This is a genomic window from Micromonospora sp. WMMA1976, from assembly GCF_027497335.1.
In the GTDB taxonomy this organism is placed as follows: Bacteria; Actinomycetota; Actinomycetes; order Mycobacteriales; family Micromonosporaceae; genus Micromonospora; species Micromonospora aurantiaca.
Genome location: NZ_CP114912.1, coordinates 288,387 through 310,422 on the forward strand (window position 1 = coordinate 288,387; position 22,036 = coordinate 310,422).

Sequence of the window (22,036 nt, forward strand, 5' to 3'; positions counted from 1 at the left end):
CGACAACCGGCTCGCCAGCGTGGCCGGTTATGCAGGAACCCGGCCGATGAATTCTGTGAGGAATTCACTGGACCGGTCCGCAAGAAGTAAAAGTGTCGAGCGACTGCCCCCCGCAGTTTAATGATTGCCAGGCTTCCGGTGACGGGAAGATATCCTGATCAAGTTGGACCCTACCCACGCTTATCGGTCTTAGCAAGGCAATGAGACGTGGACCGCTTTTGACCTCTTGATCGGCTGGTCGATACCGCATTTTCCCAGCTCAAGAGCCATCTGACCTGGATTGTTGTCGATGATAGCATGCCTGCTCGTTGCCTGGGGGGGCGCCGATCGATCGCCCGGTTGGCGCCGCCGGCGAACACGCTCCGTATAAGCGAAGGTCGGTCAATCACGCGGGCTCGAAGCGGTTTTTGGCGAAGATTCCCAGGTGGCGGGAGGGTTATTCGGTGGCCTCGGAGGGCCATCGAGGGGTAATGATGTTTCGACCTTGTGCTGCGGTCTTGGACGGATCTACCATCGACAATGACGACCCGATGGGCGACTTATGCGTTGCGTGGCTGCAGGTCTCTGACGTCAAAGTCGAGGGGAAGTCACGGGGGTCATCCTGTCGTCCTCTAGCCATGGGAGAACCGATGGCACGCGAACTCGTGGATCTACGGAGTGAGACGGTGACGAAGCCGTCGCCGGCGATGCGTCGGGCGATGGCATCCGCCGAGGTCGGTGACGACTGTTACGCCGAAGATCCGACCGTGGCGCGTCTCGAGGACATGCTTGCCGACGCCTTCGGTTTCTCCGCCGCGCTCTACCTGCCAACCGGTGTGATGGCGAACCATCTGGCTCTGCGCCTGCTCGCCGCGCCGGGGCAGGAGGTGTTGTGTGACGCAGACGCGCACTTCCTGCTTTACGAGGACGGCGCGCTGGCCTGGCACGCCGGTATCCAGACGCGCAGCACGCTGTCTTCCGACGGCGTGATCAGGCCGGACGACCTGCGAAAAATGATCAGGCGGCCGAAGCCGTTCAGCATCGGCACCGCGGCGGTGGCGGTGGAGAACACGCACAACCGCTCCGGCGGCCGGATCTTTCCACTCCCCGAACTGCAGGAGATCCGCAAACTCGCGGACGAGGGTGGCGTCGCCGTGCACTGCGACGGTGCCCGGATTTGGAACGCGCACGTCAGGACCGGCATCTCCCTCGCGGAATACGGCCGGTGTTTCGACACCCTGTCCGTCTGCTTGTCGAAGGGCCTCGGGGCGCCGGTCGGTTCGGTCCTGCTCCTCGACCGGAGCCGGCTCGCGGAGGCGCGGGTCATGAAGCACCGCATGGGCGGTGGTATGCGGCAGGCCGGCATCATCGCGGCCGCCGGGATCTACGCCTTCGAGAACAACATCGATCGGCTCGCCGAGGACCACGAGAACGCACGCGTCATCGCGGACGTGCTGCGTGACGTCGGCATCGATGTCCAGGAACCCGAGACCAACATGGTTCTCGTGCCGGTCGACGACCCGGACCGGGTCGTGGCGGCCTGTGCGGAGGCGGGGGTGAGGGTGTCGGCGATCAGCGCCACCGAGATCCGCATGGTGACGCATCTCGACGTGTCCGAGTCCGACGCCAGGCATGCCGCACACGTCGTGTCCGAGGTGCTCTCCCGGCTCTAGGCCGTCTTCGGAGAAGGGCCGTGCGGGGAGACGAAGCCCTGCTTCGAGCGGGCCGGTGGGTCCGCATCGAAGCGTGCATTCAAGGCCGTTCAGTGACATCGAATTCGGGGGCAAGATGCTGAGCCAGCAGCCAGAAAATGATCTCGCTCGTTTTCACCAGACCATTCCTGCACTCGCCGGCTTCCGGGAGAACGTCAAGTTCCGCGACATCATGCCGATGCTTGCGAATCCGGAGGCGCTGGCGTTCACGCAGCAGCAGTTGCTCGACTGGGCGCGGCCCTTGGAGCCGGACTACGTGGCTGCGGTGGACGCTCGCGGGTTCATCTTCGGTGGCGCTCTGGCGCTTGGGCTGAACTGCGGATTCCTCGCCATCCGCAAGAAGGGGAAGCTGCCTGGCAAGACCGTGGGCAGGGAGTTCACCGGCGAGTACGCGACCGACTACATCGAGATGCGTACCGACCTCTTCCCGCCGGGCGCCAAGATTCTGTTGCACGACGACATCGTGGCGACCGGCAACTGCACGAGGGCTGCGGCTCAATTGATCGAGAGCCTCGGCGGTGAAGTCGTGGGGATTTGCTCGATCCTGGAAAAGGCGTTTCTGGGTGGCCGGGAGAAGATCTCGACCTACAAGTTCAAGCCGGTCTTCATCTATGAGAAGTGATGTGGAGCGGGCATCGGAGCCCGACGCAGGAGGCAATCGGCCGGCGGTGCATTTAGCCGATTCGCGGCCGGCCCGTGGCTGCGAACCCACATCCGGTCGTTCCGCCCGTCCCGCATCGGCGCGGGACCTCTTCGAGGAGGGGCAATGAAGAAGGGTCTTCGCGCACTGCTGGGTGGTCCCGATCCGGTCAGGGTGATGGGTGCTCACGACGGCATGACCGCGGTCCTGGCGCAGCACTACGGCTTCGAGGCCATCTGGGCCGGTGGCCTGGGAATCTGCACGGCGGCGGGGGTGCCCGACGCCGGCCTGCTCACGATGACCGAACTGTTGGACGTGGCGGTCACCATGCGTCGCCGGGTCGACGTCCCGATCATCGCGGACGTCGACTCGGGCTTCGGCGACGTCAACGTGGTCCGGCGGATGGTGCAGCTCTACGAGGGCGAAGGCATCGCCGCCGTCTGCATCGAGGACAAGCAGTACCCGAAACGCAACAGCTTCCGCGACGGAAACGTCCTGGAGGACGCCGGGGTGTTCGCGCGCAAGATCGCGGTGGCGAAGACCGCGCAGCGGGGCGACGACTTCATGGTCATAGCGCGGCTGGAGTCCCTGATCGTCTCGGCCGGCCTGGACGACGCAATCCGGCGGGCCCAGGTGTACTGCGAGGCGGGAGCCGACGCCCTGCTCATCCACAGTCGAGCCCGGACCGCGGACGAGGTCGCGGAGTTCGCCACGGCGGTCCGTGCGGCCGGTATCACCGTTCCCCTCTTCATGATTCCCACCACCTACCCGGGCGTCAGTGCCCGGCAACTACGCGCTTGCGGCGCGGACGCGGTCGTCTACGCCAACCAGGTCATCCGGGCGGCGCTCAAGGCGATGACCGCTGTGCTGGACCATGTCGCCCACCAGGACTCCACCCGGCTGATCGAGAGTGACATCGCCAGCGTGGCAGACCTGTTCGACCTGGTGAAGACCGACGAGCTCCTCGACGACTCGCCCTGGACCGGCCTGCCCGAAAAGGCCGGTAGCCGGGCATGACGCCGGTGACGCAGCAGACGACACGGACCGACAGCTCAGGAAGGGACGCCATGCGTAACGACATCATCATCGAGGACACCACGCTGCGCGACGGGGAGCAGACGCCGGGCGTCGCGTTCTCGTTCCAGCGCAAGACCGACATCCTCAACGGTCTGTTGGACGCCGGTGTCCGGTGGCTCGAGGTCGGCATTCCCGCGATGGGTGGCGAGGAGCTCAAGTTCGTGCAGTCCACCGTCGAGCGCCAGGACGAGAACACCCATCTGGTCGCCTGGCACCGTGGTGTCCGCGAGGACGTCGAGAAGTCGCTCGACATGGGCTTCAAGACCATCCACATCGGGTTGCCGACGTCGGACAACCACCTCAAGGCCAGCGTCCGAAAGGACCGCTCCTGGCTGTTGGAGACCGCGAAGTCGCTCATCAGCATGGCGAAGGACCGCGGTGCGTTCGTCTCGGTCAGTGCGGAGGACCTGGCCCGTACCGAGGGCGGTTTCCTGCAGGAGTACGCGGGCGCCGTGCACGAGGCGGGCGCCGACCGGCTGCGGCTCTCCGACACGATCGGCGTCATGACGCCGGAACAGTACGGCGAGCGCGTCCGCCTGGTGCGGGAGGCGGCGCCCATCGACCTGCAGTGCCACACCCACAACGACTTCGGGCTGGGGCTGGCCAACACCATCGCCGGGCTGCAGGCCGGCGCCCGCTACTTCCACGTCACCATCAACGGCATCGGCGAGCGGGCCGGCATGACGGACCTCGCCCAGGCGGCGGCCACCCTGCAACTGCGGTACGACGTCGAACTCGGTGTCGATCTCACCAAGCTCACCCGACTGAGCCAGCTCGTCGGCGTCGCCACCAGCCGTCAACTGCCTCCCTGGCAGCCGGTGGTCGGTGACAACGTGTTCGCGCACGAATCCGGCATCCACGCCAACGGGATGCTGCGCGACACGTCGAGCTTCGAGCCCTTCCCGCCGGATCTGGTCGGCGGCGAGCGACGGTACGTGCTGGGCAAGCACTCGGGCCGGGCGCTCGTCGCCTGGGCACTCGAGGAGGCCGGTGTGACGCCCCGCCCCGAGCTGCTCTCGCCGTGCCTGGAGGAGATCCGGTCCCGGTCGATCGAGGTCGGTGGTGAGGTCTCCCCGGCCGAGGCGGTCGAGATCTACCGTCGCCTCGCGGTCTGAGCCTGCGAAGCCGATGCTCTCCCACCTCGCCGGCTCGCCGGGCGACCGCATCGTCGACCTCGGCGAACTGCAGAAGCGGGTACCCGCTCTCGGCACGGCGCCCCGGGTGACCCGGATCTTCGCCGAGAACATCGTACGCGCGGCTCTGCGTGCGCCGGGCTCGTCGCGGCCGTCCTCCGTCGCGGAAGCGACGGAGGCAGTGGCGGCCCTGGTGGCCGCGGGGTCGTCCGGCGAGCCGGTCGAGTTCGACCTGTGGCCCACCCGCCTGGTGCTGCAGGACCATTCGGGCATCCCCGTCCTCGCCGACCTGGCCGCCCTGCGCTCCCAGGTCGCCGCCGCCGGCGGTGACGCCGCGGCGGTACGGCCGGCGCTGCCGGTGGATCTGGTGGTGGACCATTCCATCGAGGCGCACCTGTCCGGGAACGACGCCGCCCTGGATCGGAACATGGAGCGGGAGTTCGCGCTCAACGGCGAGCGGTACCGGTTCCTGCGCTGGGCCGAGGGTGCGGTTCCGGATCTGCGGATCGTGCCACCCGGCGGCGGCATCGTCCATCAGATGCACCTGGAGCACCTTGCCGCCGTCGTGCTGCGCGACCGGAGCGGCATCCTGGCGCCGGACACGGTCCTCGGCACCGACTCTCACACCCCGATGATCAACGCGCTGGGCGTCCTCGGCTGGGGCGTCGGGGGAGTGGAGGCCTCGTCGGCGATGTTCGGTCACCCCGTGTCGGTCCGGAGCCAGCCGGTCATCGCGCTCCGGCTCACCGGCGCGCCGCGCCCAGGCATCATGTCGACCGACATCGCCCTGACCTTGGCGCAGTACCTGCGCGAGCGCGGTGTGGTCGGCACCATTCTCGAATTCGTGGGGCCGGGCATCCGGGCACTGTCGGTCGAGGACCGTTCGACCATCGCCAACATGGCGCCCGAGTACGGCTGCCTGGCGGCGTACTTCCCCGTGGACGACGCCGTTCTCCGCTACCTGACGGCGACCGGCCGGTCCGCGTCGCACGTGCGCACGGTCGCCGACTACACCCGCCAGCAGGGCCTGTTCGACGACGGCGGGACAACGCCGGACCTCTCCGGCTACTCGGATGTCTGGTCCTTCGACCTCGCCACCGTGCGGGGCAGCGCGGCCGGCCCGCGTCGGCCCCAGGACCGGCTGTACTTCGCCGAGGTGCCCCGGAGCTTCCAGCAGTCCCGCCAGGACCGTGGCGAGCGTTCCGTCGGAGCCGACCGTCCGCATTCGAACGAGGGCGCGATCGCCATCGCGGCGATCACCAGCTGCACCAACACCGCGAACCCCAGACTCATGATCGCCGCCGGGGTGGTGGCCCGGAACGCGGTCCATCGCGGCCTGGCGGTGCCGGAGTGGGTCAAGACCAGCCTGGCACCCGGTTCGCGGCGGGTCACCGACTACCTGGCCGCCGCCGGCCTGCTCGAACCGCTCGCTCGCCTGGGCTTCGACGTGGTGGGTTACGGGTGCACCACGTGTATCGGCAACTCCGGCCCGTTGCACGACACCGTCGAAAAGTGGGTGGCGGCCGGAGCGGGAACGGCTGCCGTCCTGTCCGGCAACCGGAACTTCGAGGGCCGGATACACCCAGCGATCAGCGGCGCCTACCTCATGTCGCCGCCCATGGTGGTTGCGTACGCCCTGGCCGGAACCGTGTTGATCGACGTCGAACGGGATCCGCTCGGACACGGCCCCGCCGGTGAGCCGGTCTACCTGGCCGATCTTTGGCCGCCGGAGGAGGAATTGACGGCATCCGTGTCGTCGGCCGTGGCGCGCCTGTCGGGGCATTCGCGCGACGTCTTCCGGGGGGACGCGCGCTGGCACGCGATCACGGCTCCGTCCGGCCCCTGTTACGACTGGCCGTCGAACTCGTCCTACCTGATGCCGTCGCCGCTGGTGTCCCCGGACGGCCACTGCGGCCACGGCGATGTCATCGACGCCCGGGTGCTGGTCTTCGCCCCGGACTCGACCACCACCGATCACATCTCACCGGCGGGGCGGATCGCCCCTGACTCCGAGGCCGGCCGGTACCTGCTCGACCTGGGCGTGCCGGTGGCGGAATTCAACTCGTACGGGTGCCGTCGGGGCAATCATCACGCCCTGGTCCGGGGCACGTTCGCGAATGTGAAGTTCCGCAACCGCCTCACCCCGGACCGGCCGGGCGGATGGACCCGGCTGGCGCCGTCCGGTGAGACGGCGACGGTGTACCGGGCGGCGCAGGAGTACGCCGCCGCCGGTGTTCCGGTGATCGTTCTCGCCGGTCGGGACTACGGCATGGGAAGTTCCCGGGACTGGGCAGCCAAGGGGCCTCGGCTGCTCGGTGTGCGTGCCGTGCTGGCGACGAGCTTCGAGCGGATCCACCGGAGCAACCTCGTCGGCGTCGGCATCGTGCCGCTGCAGTTCCTCGACGGAGACGACCCGGACCGGCTCGGGCTCACCGGAACCGAGTCGTTCACGATCCGCGGCCTCGGCACTGCGGCGCCGCTGTCGACGGTGTCGGTGAGCGCCACCGACCCGGACGGTGGTGTCCGGAGATGGCAGATGCTGGTCCGGATCGATACGGCCGCGGAACTGCGATGTGTGCGGCAGGGCGGCTTCCTCAGTCTTCTCGCACGCGAACTGACGCCTGACCCGACCGAAGCGGAGGACTGACATGACCTCGTTGAAGCCCGCGCCGTCCGGCTTCACCAAGTCCGATTGGGAGGAGTTCGAGGAGAACGGGCTCATCCACCTGGACGACCGCATCACCCCGGAGGCGATCGAGCGCTACCTCGACATCGGCCGGCAATTGGTGGCCGGCATGGTGCCCTCCTCGAAGAACACCAACAAGATCGAAGATCTGGTGCTGAAGCACCAGGGTCTCCAGGAGCTGATCGACCACGAGCGGCACATCGGCTTCGCGTATGACATCTTCGGCGACTGCGTGCGCCTGTCCCAGAACGACATGATCGTGCGCCAGCCGGGTGCCGTCGTCAACCACTGGCACATCGACGGTCCGCGGGCCGTCCCGTTCCGGGTATTCGCGCCGGTGCTGCCGCTCAAGCTCCGCATCGGATACTGGCTGACCGACGTTCCGCACGACGAGATGGGCAATCTGGTCTACCTGCCCGGCAGCCACCGGCCCGGATACGAGGGCGAGCACACCTCGACCGGCGCGTTGCCGGGGGAGCGGGTGCTGCGACCGCGGGCAGGCTCGATCACCGTCTTCCACGCGAGCCTCTGGCACCGTGTGCAGCCGAACAACAGCACGTCGACCCGGGTGAACTTCTTCCTGTCGTACACGCCGAGTTGGATCAGTGGCTACCGCTTCTACGACCCCCGGTGGGCCGCGTCGCTCACTCGGGAACGCCGCATCATCGTGCGGGCGTACGGCGATGACCAGGAGCGCTTCATCCGGCCACCGGCCGACGACCTGCCGCTCTACGACGACCCGGACAGCGCCCGCACGGTCGACGGCGTCGAGAAGCACAAGGTGCGCCGGCTGACCCGCTACGAGAGGGAGTTCGCGTCGCCCCATCGCGGGCAGCCATGAGCCGTACGGTCCGGGCGGCGCTCGGCCCGCTGGTGGCCGCGCTTGTCCGGGACGACGGCGAGGAGGCCCTCGTCGAACTGCTCCGGCGGGCGCTCCCGGCCGGCCCTTCGCCCGGTGCGGCGGGGGAGCACCTGGTCGTGGCGGACACCGGGCCCGACGGGGTCGCGATCATGGCCTCGGCTCTTCCCGTATGGGCCGGGCGAGGCTTCGTCCCTCTCCGCGTCAAACCGCTACGGCACGGCCCGGTGGCCCGGCAGAGACTGCGAGTCGTGCTGGCGACGCTGCGCCGCTGCGACCTCCACACGCTGGTTCCACATTGGATTGCCGGCGACGCGCTGGTGACCCTGCAGCAGCCCGCTGCGGTGGACCTGCGGGATCTCTCCGGTCACGCCCCAGAGGTCGCCGGCCGTGCGCGCCGCAGCGGGCTGGACCTGCTGGACCAGTTCGTCGCCGTGGAACGCGCGGTACGGGAGGCGACGGCCCGACACGACGCGGCACCGAGCCTGCCGTTCCCGGTCGCGGACCGCTACACCGCAGCGTTGGCGCGGATGGAGAGCCTGGTCGGTGGTGACGTGACGGCACGGCTTCCGGCCGTCATCGAGGACGCGCCCGGCCCGCGGGTCCTCTTCTGCGACCCGAAGCCGGCCAACCTCGTCCTCGCCGCATCCGAGGTGGACAGCTGGCGGGAGACCGGTTCGCCGGCACCGGTCGGGGTGGATCTGGATCTGGTCCACCACGACAGCTCGTACGTCCTCCAGGCGGTGCTGGCCACCTTCTCCACGCCGCTGCCCGCCACCGACGTCGCGTTCGCCGCGTGCCGCAGGCAGGCGCACGACGCCTGCGCACGCCAGGGGGTCGACCCGGACGCCGTGGATCTGATCCTGATCTACCATCTCGTGCGCAACCTGACGACCGCGCTCGAGCGAGCGGATCTACCCAAGGCGAGGGCCTTCGCCGAGGCGCTGGCGCTGGCGGACGGTGCGCTACGCCTCGGCCTGGGCGACATGCGCAGGGACCGGCTGCGCGACGCCGCCCGGTCGCCGGTCGGACCGAGACGCTAATGCAAGCCGAGCGCCGAGCGGAAACCGGCATCGCCGATGACGATCTCACCCGGGGCCCACTCCCACGGGGAGCCGTCCAGCGAGGAGACGAGGTAGCCGGCCTCCTCGGTGACGAGCTGGCCGGCGGCGAGACCCCAGGTCGACAGGATGCCGTTGCGTTCGGTCACCGGCTTGACGAGTCCGGCGATCCGGCCCTCGACGACCCAGCAGAGCTTCAGCGAGGTGCACGCCATCCCCTCGACGAGGTAGCCGTGGCGGGACAGCTTCTCGGCAGCGAGCGCCATCGGCCCCGTCCGGTCGCGTTGCCGGATCGCCACCCGCCGCGACCCGGTGCGACGCGGCTCCAGCCGCCGGGAGCCGAGATACGCGCCGAGGCCCCGAGCCGCGGCGTAGGTGACCTGCTCGGCCGGGTGGTGCACGAGGCCGAAGAGGGGCCGGCCGTCGAGCAACGCGGCCAGCGTGATCGCGTACGTGGCGCTGCCGTCGGCGTACGAGCGCGACCCGTCGACCGGATCGAGCACCAGTTGCAGCCGTCCCGGCGTACCCACCGGGCGGCCGGTGCGGTGGAAGGTTTCCTCGGCGAGCACGCTGACGTCACCGAACTGCGCCCGCAGCAGCTCGATGAGGTCGCACTCGAGCTCGTACTCGAAGGCGCCGAGCGCCGCGGCGTCACTCATGAACATCTGCTGACGGACGACCAGCATTCCTCCCCAGTGGGTCAGACGGGCCAGCAGCGCCGGCCAGTCGATCGAGGTGGGCGTCGGCAGATCCACGAGGCAGGGCGGCACGTCATCGGCGGGCATGAATGGAGACTAACGTGACGAATGCCATTCCACTTGTACTCATCGGCGCGGGGCGGGTGGCCCACGCCGCCTACCTGCCGTCGCTCGTCCGGATGACCGACGAGTTCCGGCTGGTCTCGGTCGTCGAGCCGGATCCGGCCCGGGCGGGGGAGGTCACCGCGTTGTTCCCGTCGGTACGGGTCGACCCGGATGTCGCCGCCGCGGTGCGGGCCGGCGCCCGGGCGGCGATCTGCGCGACACCCTGGTACACCCACGTCGCCGTGGTCGGCGAATGCCTCGACGCGGGCATACCGGTCCTCTGCGAGAAGCCGGTCAGCGTGGACCCGGACGAGGTCGAGGCGTTACGCGAGCACAGCGTACGCACCGGCGTCCCCGTCGGCGTCGGCTACATGAAACGCCACTCGCAAGCGGTCGTGCGCTTCCTCCAGCAGGCGGAGCCGCTGGTGGAGGAGGCCCGCGAGGTGATCGTACGGGTGCTCGATCCCAACTCGCCCGCGCAGATCGAGCACCTCGTGCCCGAGATCGTACGGCGCCGGAGCCTGCCGCCCTCCTCGGCGATCGAGGTCGCAGCGCGAGTGGCCGGACCCGAACGGGCCGAGATCGTGATGCACGGGTTGGGTGGTTCGCTGGTCCATCACGTGAACCTGGCCCATGTTCTGCTGCGCAAGGCCGGCCTGGACCTGGTCGGAGGGGTGGCTTACGCGGCCTCCTGGGCGAACGGCTCGGCGGTGACCTGCGGCTGGCGTCCGCGCCCGGACCTCATGGTCCGGATGACCCACACCCGGGTGCCGGAACACGGACGCTACCGGGAAGTCGTGCAGCTCGTCGCCGACCGAGCCGTGGTGGAGCTGACCATGCCGTCGCCGTACGCGCACGACGGTGGCGCATGCTCCGTCACGCACTGGGACGCCGCGGGACGGGAGGAGACCGTCGTGTTCAGGTCCACCCGGCCGGAGTCCACCTTCGCCCGCCAGCTCCTCGCCTGGGCGGCGATGATACGAGGGAACGGCCCCGCCCTGCCGGACCTGGCCGAGGCGTGTGTCGATGCGCTGGCGATCCGGGAAGCCGCGAGGAGCTTGGCGTGAGCGGATCCTCCAGCCGCGCCATCGTGTTCGGGCCGGACGACCACTTCCGCGTCCGCGACCTGCCGGAACGGATCGACGCCGTGTTCGCCGATCGGCGCGTCTTCCCCGACGGCGAGCAGATCGTGTCCGTCCCGGACGGCACGGACCTCTCCGGTCGCGACGTCATGGTCGTGCACTCGACCTCCGGCAGTCAGGACGGTCGCCTGATCAGCCTGCTCCAGCTGCTCGACGCGGTGGCAGGCGTCGGGGGAGCCGCGCCGACGTGCTTCGTGCCGTACCTGGCGTACCAGCGGCAGGATCGGCGAATGCGCCCGGGTGAGCCGCGCAGCGGCCAGCTGGTGCTGGCCTTGCTCAGGGCGGCCGGCGTGACCACGCTGATCACGGTTGACCGGCACAGCGCGCGGCCGGCGGTGCCGGGGCTGACCGTTCGGGACATCGCCGCAGGTGAGGAGTTCGCCCGCCGGCCTCCCGACTGGGTGCGTGAGGTCGATGTGGTCGTCGCGCCGGACGCGGGAGCGGCGCTGCGGGCTTCGGAGGTCGCGCGGCTGCTCGGGCTCCCGGTGGTGGTTCTCGCCAAGTACAAGGACGCCTCGGGCACGTTCTACGCGCGGATCGGGGACGAGGTGCGGGGGAGGCACTGCCTTGTCGTGGAGGACGTCTGTTCCAGTGGGTCCACCTTGGTCCCGCTGCGCGACGCGCTGTTCGCGGCGGGCGCTCGGATGAGCGTGTTCGTCGCGCACCTGCTGGCCGGTCGCGAGGTGATCCGCACCCGACTCGGTCCGACGGTGCAGGTGGCGACCTCGGACAGCGTCGGCGACGCCAAAGCCGAGGTGGCGCTGCTTGCCGCGGCGATCGACCAATGGTGCGGGAGTCCGCCCGGCGAGTGCCGGACGGGTGATGGCAAGGACGAGGAACGGGGGTCGCCGTAGTGCGTACGATCGTGAGAATTGCGGGTGACGGTGTCGGTCCCGAGCTGGTCGCCGCCGGCAGCCGGCTGGTCGAGGCGACCGGGCTGTCCGTCCACTGGCTCGACATGCCGGCCGGTCTGGGCGCGTACCATCAGTTCGGCGCCACTGCCCCGGCCGAGACCATCGAGGCGGTGCGACACCACGGAGCGGCGCTCAAGGGGCCTTTCGCGACACCCAGTGGCGGCTCGGTGCGTAGCGCCAACCACTATCTGCGGCGGGAACTCGACCTCTACGCGTGCATCCGTCCCATTCCCGTCGACCCTTCGCTGCCGATCCTGCTCGTGCGCGAGAACGTCGAGGACATGTACGCGGCCATTGAGTGGTGGGCGGCTCCCGGCGTCGCCCAGGCGGTCAAGATTGCTACTCGGCGCGGCTGCGAACGGATTGCCGAGACCGCCTTCGCGCTCGCCCGCCGGCAGGACCGCCGGAAGGTCACGCTCGTGCACAAGGCCAACAACCTCAAGCTCACCGAAGGGCTGTTCCTCGAGGTGGCCCGGGAGGTGTCCGGCCGCCATCCGGAGGTGGCGTTCGACGACATGCTGGCCGACACCGCGTGCTCCACCCTGGTGCTGGACCCCGGCGCCTTCGACGTCATCCTCACCTCGAACACCTTCGGCGACCTGCTGAGCAATCTCGGCGCGGCGGTCGCCGGCAGTCTGGGGCTGGTCGGAAGCCTCAACAGCGGGACCGGGGTACACATCGCCGAGGCGGCGCACGGCGACGCCGGCCACCTCGCGAACCGTCGGCAGGTGAACCCGATCGCCTTCTTCGAGAGCGTCGCCATGCTCCTCTCCGCACTCGGCGAGGATCGCCGCGGGGAGGCGGTCTCGGCGGCCATCCTCGCGGCGAAGAAGGACGGGCCGACCACGCTAGACCTCGGCGGCCTGGCGACCACCGACGCGGTGACCGACTTCGTCTGTGACTCCGTCACGAAGAGGATGGCAGAGGATGGCTGAACGGCGACATGTCCGTGTCGATCCCTCCTGGCCGCTGGCCCGCGCACTGACGTCGGTAGCCCACGGACGGGGCTGGGACGTCGCACCGGCCGAAGGTGCGGCGAGCGTGCTGTCGATCGGCGGGCGCCCGGTCGACCTACCGGACGGCGCCGATCTCGCGAGGCTGCGCATCGAGGTCATCCTCGGCGCCCTGATCGACGGCCTGGGCATCGAGCCCGTCTTCGGCTCCGCCACGGTGATCGCACCAGCAGCGGGAGTGTGCGGGCCCGCTACGGCGGGACCCGTCGACGCCGTACGGATCGGGGATTCGTGGTCGGGGGACACGGTCGGCGTGCGACCGGTCGCCTGGTCGGCGCGCGTGATCACGGTCCAGCAGTCGCGGTGCTGGCTGGTGGTGGCCGACTTCGTCGGCGGATGGCCGGACGGGACAGCGATCACCGGTGATCTGGCCGTGTTGCCTGCGATGGTGTGTGCGGACACTGCCCGCGCGAGCCAGTTTCAGCTCGACCGGGGTCGAGGCCCCGACTGGCCCGAGGCCCTGCTGCTCGACACCCCCCGGGCCCGCGGGCGTCGGCTTCCGGTTCTGGCCATGTGCAGCGACGGACTGGTGGCGGCCCAGATCCTCGACCGGGCCCTGTCGAAGGCGGAGGCGGTGGGTCGGGCATGAGGATCGCCGTACTGGGGATGGGTGTCATCGGGAAGCGTCTGGTGGACGCCGTGACCGAGCATCCGGATCTCGAGCTGGTCGGTGTCGGCATCCGTCGGCTCACCGGTGGGGTGCTCGCCCGACCGGACGTGCCTTACTTCCTTACCGACGACGGGACACCGGAGCGGTTCAAGGGCACCGGAATCACGGTCGCCGGGTCGTGGAACGACGCGCTCGCGCAGGCCGACCTGGTCGTCGACGCCGGGCCCAGCCGCAGCGGCGCCGGGCGTGCGGCCAGCTATCGAGCGGCGCGGGTCGCGGTGCGGTACTGCGGGGGCGAGCGCGATCGCTCACTCGGGCCGGTCCTGCACCCGGCCCTGAACCGGGAGATCGGATTCGGATTACGAAGTGCCCGGCTGGCCAGCTGCAACACCACGGCGATCGGGCGGACGCTGGCCGCGATCGGCGTCGGCCACATCGCGCGCGCTCACGCCACGATCATTCGGTGTTGCACGGACACCGACAAGGCGGCCAAGGGCGTGACCAACAGCGCGGTCTTCGACGCCCGCCCCTCGCACCACGCCACGGACCTGCGAGAGATCATCCCGGAGATGTCGCTGTCGACCAACGCGGTGACCGTGCCGATGGTGTCCGGACATGTCATCCTGCTGCGTCTGCACCTGACCGACGGCGAACTCGACGCCGCGGTCTCACGGCTCGGCGCAGCCCAGGGTGTGACCCTCCTGACGGAGGGCACGCATGACAGCGCGCTCATCCGGGAGCGGGCGATGCGGAGCGGCATGCCCCGTGGCGACCGGTACGACATCGCCGTGCAGGCGTGCCGGGACGGCGACGCGCTCAGCCTCGCGGTCTCCCTGGACAATGAGGCCATCACCGTTCCGGAGACGATCGACGCGATCCTCGCCTACGCGGCCACGCCGGCGGTTGCGGCGTCGCTGAGCTGACCGCGGGGCGAGCATGGGAACGTGGCGCGACGCATCGGCCGATCGCGGGTACCGCGTCGGTAGAACGGCCGGCTCACGACAGGTGGCGAGCCGCGGCGGTCAGCTCGTCGAGGCCGGCCCGGCGATCCCGCAGATGCATCCGGACAACGGGCCGGCCACGGCGGGCGAGCGCGAGTCGGTCGCCCTCGGCCTGCGCGGCCTGAAGTCGGGCGAGTCCGAACGGTCGGCCGGGCACCCGCACATCGTCCTGCGCCGCAGCAGTGATTTGCAGAAAGGCGCCGGTGGGCGGGCCGCCCTTGTGGAGCTGACCGGTGGAGTGCAGGAACCGCGGGCCCCAGCCGAAGGTCACCGGCAGGCTCGTGCGTTCGCGCAGCCGCTGCGCCACCTCGGCGACGCGCTGGTCGCCGGACCGGTCCAGGAAGGCCATGACGGCCAGGTAGCCGGCGGGTTCCGAGATCGTGAGAAGCCACTCGAACACTTCTTCCAGGCGCTCACACAGAGCAGGGCCGGCGGCCTGGCCCGGGTTGAGGTGCACCTCCACGGCATCGGTCACGATCAGGGGAACATCACCGCCGTCGCGATGGTCGCCGGCCAGCACCGCCTGAGTGTTTGCTTTGGACTCCTCGACGTTCGGCTGATCGAACGGATTCACCCCGAGCCGGTACGACGCCACGGTCGTCGCGTACTCCCAGAGGAGGAACTGCGCGCCCAGCGGGGCGTCGACGACGATGTCGGCGGTGCCGCGCGGGTCGACGCCGAGGACCACCCGGACGGCATCCGCGGGCGCGGCGGTCCGGGCCGAGCCGATCACCGGCAGGATGCCCCGGCCGTCCTTGCCGGTCGACTCCGATACCAGCTGCTCGATCCAGTTCGGCAGTGCGCGTACCGCGGCGCCCTCCGCGCACAGGAGCACCTTGTCCCGCCCACGTTCGGCCGCCGCGGCCAGCGCCGCGCCGAGCAGCAGCCCTGGATTGTCCGCGTCGTTCGCCAGCGAGGGCCGGACGGCTGCGGCCGCCCGGACGACGGCGGCGATGTCCGCGCCGAGCAGACCGGGCGCCACCAGGCCGAACGGTCCCAGGGCGCTGAACCGACCACCCACCATCGGATCGCTCAGCACGCAGGCGTAGCCCTCGCGCATAGCGGTCGCGTGCAGACGGGATCCGGGGTCGGTGATCACCACGATGTGTCGTGCCGTCGCGGCCTTGCCCAGGTGCCGGTGCAGGTGGTCGACGAACACGCGGCCGAGGCTCTCCGACTCGACGGTCTCACCGCTCTTGCTGGCGAGCACCACGAGGAGACGTGCGGGATCCTCGGCCAACGCCGCCCGGACCTGGTGCGGATCGGTGGTGTCCAGCACGCGCAGTGGTTGCTCCGCGGCCACGGCGACCACCTCCGCGGCCAGCGACGAGCCACCCATGCCGAGCAGTACGACGTGGTCGAGCTCCGCGCGTTCGGCGGCGAGCTCGTGCACGACCGAGGCCAGGTCGGCGGAGGACGCGGCGAGGTCGAGCCATGTCGTGCGACGCACGATGTCGGCCGCCACGGCCTGGGGCCACATCGACAGCCTCCGTTCGCTGAGGCTGGTCGGTACCCGCTCGTCGACGAACTGGTCACGCAGGTGTCCAGCGACCTCGGCGAGGGGAACGTGCACACCGACCCGGGCACCACCTGCGACCGCCTCGATCACTCGGCGACCATCCTTCCGCTGAGGCCTCGATCGCGGCCGGTGAGTGATGCTGCGGGCGTGGACGACGGCGACGGGCTCGCCGGAGCGGGCCGGCCGTCATCGCAGCATAGCTTCATCGATGCGTCCTTTCCGGACCAGAGACGAAAACCTAGGCTCGTACGCAGTCGGCGCGGAGACCACGAGGTGATCGATCCCGCCGCCCGCACAGGGCCGTCGATGCAGTCCGACAACACTTCGGGGGTGTCCGTGGGAGCAGCTCAACCATTGCCGTACGACGTGTGGACGGGTACGACGGGCGACCGCCAGGTGCAGGTCCTCATGGACGACGCCACGCTCGGCCGGATCCGGATCGCGTTCAGTCCCCTTTGGGAGCTGGCCGCGAGTCTGGTCAGCCTCCGTCGTGGCCCCCATTACATGCGCTGGCCGTTCAGTGACTGGGCACGCGCCGCCTGGCAGCACTTCCCACCCGAACTGGCTGAGCTCTACGCCGTCACGGCGCCGCAGCTACCCGGCTTCATCGCCCCCATTCCCGATGGATCGGCCAACGCGCCGGTCGACGAGCTGGCCAGGTCCACGGCGACCGCGCCGGACGAGGTACGTGCCGAGATCGTCCGGCTCTTTCCCGACGAGGTCCCGGCCCCGCTGGTCCGCTTCGTCGCTGATCCGGACGGATCGCTGCGGTGGTACACCGACGAGGTGTCACGCTTCTGGGAGCACGCGCTGGCCTCGCGGTGGGGAGCCATCCGCTCCGTCCTCGACGAGGAGCTGCTGCTGCGTTCCCGGATGCTGGCCACTCGGGGTGGAGCCAGCCTGCTCGCTGATCTGCACGGCATCTTCACATGGAACCCGCCCCTGCTGGAGGTGCCCGGGACCCTGGGCGCCGTCCCGAGCCGGGACGCCTGTCCGGTGCTCGTGCCGATGATGTTCGCTCGCGGCCTGAGGATGTCGGCGACCGATTCTCGTGGCCGGATCGCGATTCCGTTCCAGGCCCGGGGCGCTTCGGTGCTTAGCGACAGCCCGGACCTGACCCGACGGCTGCGGGAGGACGCTCTCACCATGCTCATCGGCGGTGGGCGAGCCTCCATCATGCGTGCCGTGGTCGTGCCCTGCACGACGTCGGTGCTGTCCCGCCGGCTCGCGCTCGCGAAGAGCACCGTCTCGGAGCACCTGAAGACGCTGCACGCCTGCGGTCTGGTGCTCCGAAGGAGGGTCGGGGGGCAGGTCCTCTACGAACTCGACCAGGCCGGACGCTCGCTTCTCGACCTGCTGGACCTCTGCTAATCCCGGCCCTGACGCGCGCGGCACCCGGACGACGTGTTCGGCGTGGACCGAATCGCTGGTGGGGATTCGCGCGGCCGACTTAGGGTTTCGTCGTCCCCGAGACATCGAAGGGAGGAATACCATGAAGAAGTACCAGAAGCCGGCCGCCACCAAGGTGACCTACGGCACCGTCCTGCGCGACAACAAGTGATGTATCCGGCGCTGCGGCTACCAAGCCGCAGCGCCGGCACATCGTAGACCACGGAACGATGTGATTCGCGGGAAGAAGGGGTGCGACCATGTGTGGTCTCGGAGGGCTTGCGCGTGTTGACGGGTGCCCGCTGACGGACGCGGCGGATGCCGTTCTCAGCACAATCGCGACCACCATCGGGCACCGTGGTCCGGACGACCGCGAAGTCACTCGCGAAGGCCCTGTGGGCCTCGCGTTCACGAGACTGTCCCTGATCGATCCGGAGGGTGGCGCACAGCCCCTGGTCAGCCCCGACGGGTCGTTGGTCCTGATCGCCAACGGCGAGGTCTACAATCATCGTCAGCTCGCAGCCGGTCAGGAATTGCTGACGGGGTCCGACTGTGAGGTCCTCCTGGGTCAGTACGCCCGTCATGGCATTCGGTTCCTGGAAAATGTGCACGGCATGTTCGCCGTCGTGCTGTGGGACCGGCGGGCCAACAAGCTCATCCTGGCTCGGGACCGTTTCGGGATCAAGCCGCTCTATTACCACCGCACTGCGGAGCGAATCATCTTTTCCTCCGAGATCAAAGCCTTGTTCGCTGATCCAGGCACGCCGCGGAAGGTCGACTGGGGTCGAGCCCTCGTCCATCCGATGATGTCGTCCGCCCCGGTGCTGGTGCCGATGGAACAGACCACCTGGTTCCAGGAAATCCACAGCGTACCCGCCGCCACCGTGATGGAGATCGATCTCGGCACGGGCGCCACCACGGAACGGCGCTACTGGGACTTCCCCACGGCTGGCGAGGGCGAGGGCATGTCGGACCGGGAGCTCACCGAGCGATACGGTGCGCTGTTGGCGGAGTCCGTGGCGGACTGCGCAACGGCAGACGCCGAGCTCGGGCTGTTCCTGTCCGGCGGCATCGACTCGAGCGCCGTCGCGGCCCTGGCCGTGGGGCGGAGCACCTCGCTGCACACGTTCACCGCCCTGAGCGGCAGCACCCACCTCAACGGTGATGCGGCGAACGCCCGTCGTGTCGCCGACCATCTGGGACTACCGAACCACCAGGTGGTCTTCGACGCCGCCCGGGTGCCCTCCGTCGACGAATGGAAGCGACTTCTGTGGCTGCTCGAGACCCCGCTCTGCGGCGTCGAGCAGTTCTACAAGCATGAACTGCACCGGTATGCCAGAACCGAACGCCCCGAGCTGCGCGGGATGCTGTTGGGCGCGGCGTCGGACGAGTTCAACGGCGGCTACTCGGTGGACTACGGCCTGGGGGGCGACTGGCACTCGTTCGAGGGTTCGCTGGCGACGATGATGCGCAACGGTGCCATCTACCAACGGCCCGAACTCGCCCCTTGGTGGAGCCAGCTGGCGGAGCCTATCCTCCGGGACGATGTCGTCTTCAGGCTTGGCGCCACCACCCCTCCCGATCCCTACCAGGCATTCCTCGAACGCGAGTACGCCAAGATCCAGCAGTACAACTGCTGGCACGAGGACCGAACCGCTGCGGGCAGCGGCATCGAGGCGCGCGTCCCGTTCCTCGACCATCGCCTCGTGGAGCTGGTGGTCGGCGTTCCCGCGGCTCAGCGCAGCCGCCTACTGTGGGACAAGCGCATCCTCCGCGACGCCACCCGGCACCTGCTGCCGGCCTCGATCGTAAATCGACCGAAGGTTCCGTTCTATTACGGCGTCGGTGAGCAGCACACGTACCGGATGCTGGCCCGCATGTTGTCGCAGGACGGCGGCGCGCTGGTCGAGGAGGCACTCGCGGGTGGCGATGCTGCCGACCACCTCGACGCCGCCGGCGTGCGGCAGCTCATGCATCGGATCACGGAGCGACCCGAGAGTCAGGATGTCGAGCTCGCCCTGCAGGCGATCAACCTCGGGCTGCTCGCGTCGATGGCGGCGGAGGTGCCGGCGCCGATCGTTACGCGTCCGCTGGACATCAAGCTGAGCGCCATCGATGGGGTCGACCTCTCTCCGGAGAGCGGGCACGTCGCGGAGCACTTGGGGTACCGACCGGTGGTGCACGACAAGGCGGTGCTCGAATTCGGCCCGGAGGCCCTCCTGCTGCGCTCGATGGACGACGAGGACTGGTTCCTCATCCTGAACGGCGAGATCGAGTACGTCATCGACACCGAGAGCCCTGTCTGGCGTCGATTCCTGGCCGGCGTGGACGGCGTCCGGTCGGTCGAGGACCTGCTCGACCTCGCGGGCGGCTCCTGGACGGATGTCGAGTCGTTCGTCTACGAGGCCGTGGAGCACCGGATCCTGCGTGTAGCTGGAGCGACCGTCGATGGCTGAGGACTACTCCGACCATCTCCTGGCGCTGGTGGAGCATGACCTGCTGCCGTCTCGCTACGAGGCGGTCTTCGTCGCCGGGTCCGTGGTGCAGGGCTGGGGAAACACCGGTAGCGACATCGACATCTATGTGATCTGCGACGAGGCGCCGAGCGGGGTGGAGACCGCCCATCGGGTGGGCCTTCAGCCCGACGCGGTGGCCGTGTCCCGGCTCATGACGAACGACCAGAAGCTGGACATCGAATACTGGCAGGACGGTCAGGTCGATCAGCTCCTGGACAAGGTCTCCTGGAAGGAGTTCTACTCCGGCGACGTGTCGGGCGACCGACTCAGTTGGCCCGAGCTTCGCTTCCTCGAGCGGGTCGACCACGCCGTGCCGATCGCGGGCGCGAGCTGGCTGGAGCGTCGGCGCGAGCAGACCCGGTCGACGGCCATCCGGTCGCTCATGGTCTCCCGGGCGTTGAATTACACCACCCTGTTCATCGAGGACGCGATCGGCCAGCTCGAATCCGACGACGTGGAGAGCGCCGTGCTGTCTGCCCGCCTGGCGTTCGGATACGTCATCGACGCGCTCCTGGCCGGTGAGGGAAAGTACGGCCAGAGCGGTAAATGGCGCGCTCGCCGCTTCCGCGCGGTGGAACAGGACGTCATCTCGTTCGAGGACTACTGGGCCGTCGAGACGATGCAGGACTTTCAGCCGGACGAACCCACGATCTGGGTTCGGCGGGTCGTGGCGACCTGCCGTCAGATCGCCCGGCAGGTCGTGGTCTGAGTGACGACCGATTCCACGATGGACAGCAGCTGGGCGCGCAGGACGTTCGCCCCCCTGCGGGACCGGCGTTTCCGGCTTTACTGGACCGGGCTCTCGGTGTCCCAGCTGGGCAATGCGGTGAGCGCGATCGCTCTAACCCTCGGGATCATCAGCGCGACCGGTTCCGCAGCCGATCTCGGTATCGTGCTCGGCGCCGCGGCGCTGGCCGAACTCTCGATGACCCTGATCGGTGGCGTGTGGGCCGACCGGCTGCCCCGCCAGAAGATCATGATGGTGGCTGACGCGCTGCGGGCCGTGGCGCAGGTGATCGTGGCGGTCGAGCTGTTCTCCGGCCGTCCGAACATCGCGCACATCGCGGTGGCCTCGGCGCTCGCCGGTGGCGCGCTGGGCGTGTATCTGCCTGCGGCCAGCGGCATTGTGCCGGCGACGGTGGATCGCGAATACCTGCAGCAGGCGAACGCTCTGGCGAGTCTGGCGAGACGTTCGGCCTTCATGCTGGGCCCCGTCATCGGGACGACCCTGGTCGTGACCGTCGGGGCCGGATGGGCCCTCCTGTTCGACGCGTTGACGTTCGCGGTCAACCTCAGCCTGCTGTCGCTGCTGCGCATCCCGCACGTTCCCCGGGAACCGTCGACGTTCGTCAGCGATCTGGTCCAGGGCTGGCGGGCCGTGAGTAGCCGCACCTGGCTGTGGGCCAACCTGATCGTGTACTGCATCTGGAACCTGATGCGATGCTTCTACTTCGTCGTGGGACCGATGGTCATCATCAGCGGTCACGGCGGTGAAGTGGGTTGGGCGACCATCGTCCAGGGCGGGGCGATCGGTGCTCTGGCGGGCGCGCTCATCGGCTTGAACATTCGACCGCGGCGACCGCTCGTGGTCAGCAATCTGGCGAACTCGCTCGGGGCGCTACCGCTGATCATGATCGCCGTCGGCGCACCCGTGCTGGTCGTCGCGGTGGCGGCGGGCCTCATGTCGCTCGTGCTGGGCCTTGGTTCCATCTGGAGCACGACGTTGCAGCAACACATCCCGTCGAGCGAGATTTCACGTGTCTTCTCCTACGACTGGATGGTCTCGGTAGCGCTCATCCCGGTGGGTATGGCCGTGGCGGGTCCGGTGGCGGAGGTCGTCGGCGAGCGGCCGAGCCTCCTGGGCGCCGGCGTGGCCATCCTCGTGGCCAGCTTCGGCGTCCTGGCGATTCGGCAGGTACGGGACTTGGGCCCACGTCCGGAGACCAAGGTCGGCCAGGACGTCGTGGTTGGTGGGCACTGAC

18 protein-coding genes are annotated in these 22,036 nt (G+C 69.1%); 16 read left to right on the forward strand and 2 right to left on the reverse strand.

Features of this window, described 5'->3' with window-relative positions; genetic code table 11:
- Window positions 1–629 precede the first annotated feature (629 nt).
- From O7546_RS01420 to O7546_RS01450, 7 genes are all read left to right on the forward strand, one after another.
- Window positions 630–1,652, forward strand: a complete 1,023-nt coding sequence (locus tag O7546_RS01420; RefSeq protein ID WP_194798784.1) for a GntG family PLP-dependent aldolase — start codon at window positions 630–632, stop codon at window positions 1,650–1,652.
- A gap of 115 nt (window positions 1,653–1,767) precedes the next feature.
- A complete protein-coding gene (locus O7546_RS01425) occupies window positions 1,768–2,313 on the forward strand; it encodes an adenine phosphoribosyltransferase (protein ID WP_194798783.1) in 546 nt (181 codons plus the stop codon).
- Between the two features lie 144 nt (window positions 2,314–2,457).
- Complete coding sequence (locus O7546_RS01430; protein WP_194798782.1) at window positions 2,458–3,348, forward strand: isocitrate lyase/phosphoenolpyruvate mutase family protein; 891 nt, start codon at window positions 2,458–2,460, stop codon at window positions 3,346–3,348.
- Between the two features lie 50 nt (window positions 3,349–3,398).
- Window positions 3,399–4,523: a hypothetical protein gene (locus O7546_RS01435; protein WP_194798781.1), complete on the forward strand. Its 1,125-nt coding sequence runs from the start codon at window positions 3,399–3,401 to the stop codon at window positions 4,521–4,523.
- A 13-nt stretch (window positions 4,524–4,536) separates the two neighbouring features.
- Entirely contained in the window at window positions 4,537–7,188 is a 2,652-nt protein-coding gene (gene acnA / locus O7546_RS01440; RefSeq protein ID WP_194798780.1) for an aconitate hydratase AcnA, read from the forward strand.
- A gap of 1 nt (window position 7,189) precedes the next feature.
- Window positions 7,190–8,068, forward strand: coding sequence for a phytanoyl-CoA dioxygenase family protein (locus O7546_RS01445; protein WP_194798779.1), 879 nt, complete (start codon window positions 7,190–7,192; stop codon window positions 8,066–8,068).
- On the forward strand, window positions 8,065–9,129 hold the full coding sequence (locus tag O7546_RS01450; RefSeq protein ID WP_194798778.1) for a hypothetical protein: 1,065 nt from the start codon (window positions 8,065–8,067) through the stop codon (window positions 9,127–9,129). Before O7546_RS01445 ends, O7546_RS01450 begins: the two co-directional genes overlap by 4 nt.
- On the opposite strand, the gene O7546_RS01455 is transcribed toward O7546_RS01450, so the two are convergent.
- A complete protein-coding gene (locus O7546_RS01455; RefSeq protein ID WP_281600384.1) occupies window positions 9,126–9,932 on the reverse strand; it encodes an inositol monophosphatase family protein in 807 nt (268 codons plus the stop codon). The genes O7546_RS01450 and O7546_RS01455 overlap by 4 nt on opposite strands.
- 14 nt (window positions 9,933–9,946) lie before the next feature.
- Here O7546_RS01455 and O7546_RS01460 point away from each other — a divergent pair, with 14 nt between their 5' ends.
- The 5 genes from O7546_RS01460 to O7546_RS01480 are packed head-to-tail and all read left to right on the forward strand — an operon-like array spanning window position 9,947 to window position 14,552.
- Window positions 9,947–11,017 (forward strand): Gfo/Idh/MocA family oxidoreductase, encoded by a 1,071-nt coding sequence (locus O7546_RS01460; protein ID WP_194798776.1) that lies wholly within the window; start codon window positions 9,947–9,949, stop codon window positions 11,015–11,017.
- Window positions 11,014–11,946: a ribose-phosphate diphosphokinase gene (gene prs, locus O7546_RS01465; protein ID WP_269696061.1), complete on the forward strand. Its 933-nt coding sequence runs from the start codon at window positions 11,014–11,016 to the stop codon at window positions 11,944–11,946. The genes O7546_RS01460 and prs overlap by 4 nt, the downstream gene beginning before the upstream one ends.
- Window positions 11,947–11,957: 11 nt before the next feature.
- The gene (locus O7546_RS01470; RefSeq protein WP_269698035.1) at window positions 11,958–12,941 is read left to right on the forward strand and encodes an isocitrate/isopropylmalate family dehydrogenase; all 984 of its coding nucleotides are present in this window, start codon (window positions 11,958–11,960) and stop codon (window positions 12,939–12,941) included.
- Complete coding sequence (locus O7546_RS01475) at window positions 12,934–13,608, forward strand: hypothetical protein (protein ID WP_281600385.1); 675 nt, start codon at window positions 12,934–12,936, stop codon at window positions 13,606–13,608. Before O7546_RS01470 ends, O7546_RS01475 begins: the two co-directional genes overlap by 8 nt.
- Window positions 13,605–14,552: a type II glyceraldehyde-3-phosphate dehydrogenase gene (locus O7546_RS01480; RefSeq protein WP_281600386.1), complete on the forward strand. Its 948-nt coding sequence runs from the start codon at window positions 13,605–13,607 to the stop codon at window positions 14,550–14,552. Before O7546_RS01475 ends, O7546_RS01480 begins: the two co-directional genes overlap by 4 nt.
- Before the next feature lie 73 nt (window positions 14,553–14,625).
- On the opposite strand, the gene O7546_RS01485 is transcribed toward O7546_RS01480, so the two are convergent.
- Window positions 14,626–16,239 (reverse strand): glucose-6-phosphate isomerase, encoded by a 1,614-nt coding sequence (locus O7546_RS01485; protein ID WP_281600387.1) that lies wholly within the window; start codon window positions 16,237–16,239, stop codon window positions 14,626–14,628.
- A 57-nt stretch (window positions 16,240–16,296) separates the two neighbouring features.
- On the opposite strand from O7546_RS01485, the gene O7546_RS01490 reads away from it, so the two are divergent.
- The 4 genes from O7546_RS01490 to O7546_RS01505 all read left to right on the forward strand — a co-directional run bounded on the left by O7546_RS01490 (window position 16,297) and on the right by O7546_RS01505 (window position 22,035).
- A complete protein-coding gene (locus O7546_RS01490; protein WP_194798771.1) occupies window positions 16,297–17,520 on the forward strand; it encodes a helix-turn-helix domain-containing protein in 1,224 nt (407 codons plus the stop codon).
- A 278-nt stretch (window positions 17,521–17,798) separates the two neighbouring features.
- Window positions 17,799–19,994: an asparagine synthase (glutamine-hydrolyzing) gene (asnB, locus tag O7546_RS01495; protein WP_194798770.1), complete on the forward strand. Its 2,196-nt coding sequence runs from the start codon at window positions 17,799–17,801 to the stop codon at window positions 19,992–19,994.
- Window positions 19,987–20,763 carry a hypothetical protein gene (locus tag O7546_RS01500; protein ID WP_194798769.1) on the forward strand — a complete coding sequence of 259 codons (777 nt, stop codon included), beginning with the start codon at window positions 19,987–19,989 and terminating at the stop codon, window positions 20,761–20,763. The genes asnB and O7546_RS01500 overlap by 8 nt, the downstream gene beginning before the upstream one ends.
- An 18-nt stretch (window positions 20,764–20,781) precedes the next feature.
- Window positions 20,782–22,035 carry an MFS transporter gene (locus tag O7546_RS01505; protein ID WP_194798768.1) on the forward strand — a complete coding sequence of 418 codons (1,254 nt, stop codon included), beginning with the start codon at window positions 20,782–20,784 and terminating at the stop codon, window positions 22,033–22,035.
- The last annotated feature ends 1 nt before the right edge of the window (window position 22,036 follow it).

What these genes read in the sequence shown, in the direction of transcription:
- O7546_RS01450 (WP_194798778.1), top strand. Translation starts at nt 8,065, where the DNA reads ATGAGCCGTACGGTCCGGGCGGCGCTCGGCCCGCTGGTGGCCGCGCTT.
- O7546_RS01480 (WP_281600386.1), top strand. Translation starts at nt 13,605, where the DNA reads ATGAGGATCGCCGTACTGGGGATGGGTGTCATCGGGAAGCGTCTGGTG.
- O7546_RS01420 (WP_194798784.1), top strand. Translation starts at nt 630, where the DNA reads ATGGCACGCGAACTCGTGGATCTACGGAGTGAGACGGTGACGAAGCCG.
- O7546_RS01475 (WP_281600385.1), top strand. Translation starts at nt 12,934, where the DNA reads ATGGCTGAACGGCGACATGTCCGTGTCGATCCCTCCTGGCCGCTGGCC.
- O7546_RS01435 (WP_194798781.1), top strand. Translation starts at nt 3,399, where the DNA reads ATGCGTAACGACATCATCATCGAGGACACCACGCTGCGCGACGGGGAG.
- O7546_RS01505 (WP_194798768.1), top strand. Translation starts at nt 20,782, where the DNA reads ATGGACAGCAGCTGGGCGCGCAGGACGTTCGCCCCCCTGCGGGACCGG.
- asnB (WP_194798770.1), top strand. Translation starts at nt 17,799, where the DNA reads ATGTGTGGTCTCGGAGGGCTTGCGCGTGTTGACGGGTGCCCGCTGACG.
- O7546_RS01430 (WP_194798782.1), top strand. Translation starts at nt 2,458, where the DNA reads ATGAAGAAGGGTCTTCGCGCACTGCTGGGTGGTCCCGATCCGGTCAGG.
- acnA (WP_194798780.1), top strand. Translation starts at nt 4,537, where the DNA reads ATGCTCTCCCACCTCGCCGGCTCGCCGGGCGACCGCATCGTCGACCTC.
- O7546_RS01425 (WP_194798783.1), top strand. Translation starts at nt 1,768, where the DNA reads ATGCTGAGCCAGCAGCCAGAAAATGATCTCGCTCGTTTTCACCAGACC.
- O7546_RS01500 (WP_194798769.1), top strand. Translation starts at nt 19,987, where the DNA reads ATGGCTGAGGACTACTCCGACCATCTCCTGGCGCTGGTGGAGCATGAC.
- O7546_RS01445 (WP_194798779.1), top strand. Translation starts at nt 7,190, where the DNA reads ATGACCTCGTTGAAGCCCGCGCCGTCCGGCTTCACCAAGTCCGATTGG.
- O7546_RS01455 (WP_281600384.1), bottom strand. Translation starts at nt 9,932, where the DNA reads ATGCCCGCCGATGACGTGCCGCCCTGCCTCGTGGATCTGCCGACGCCC.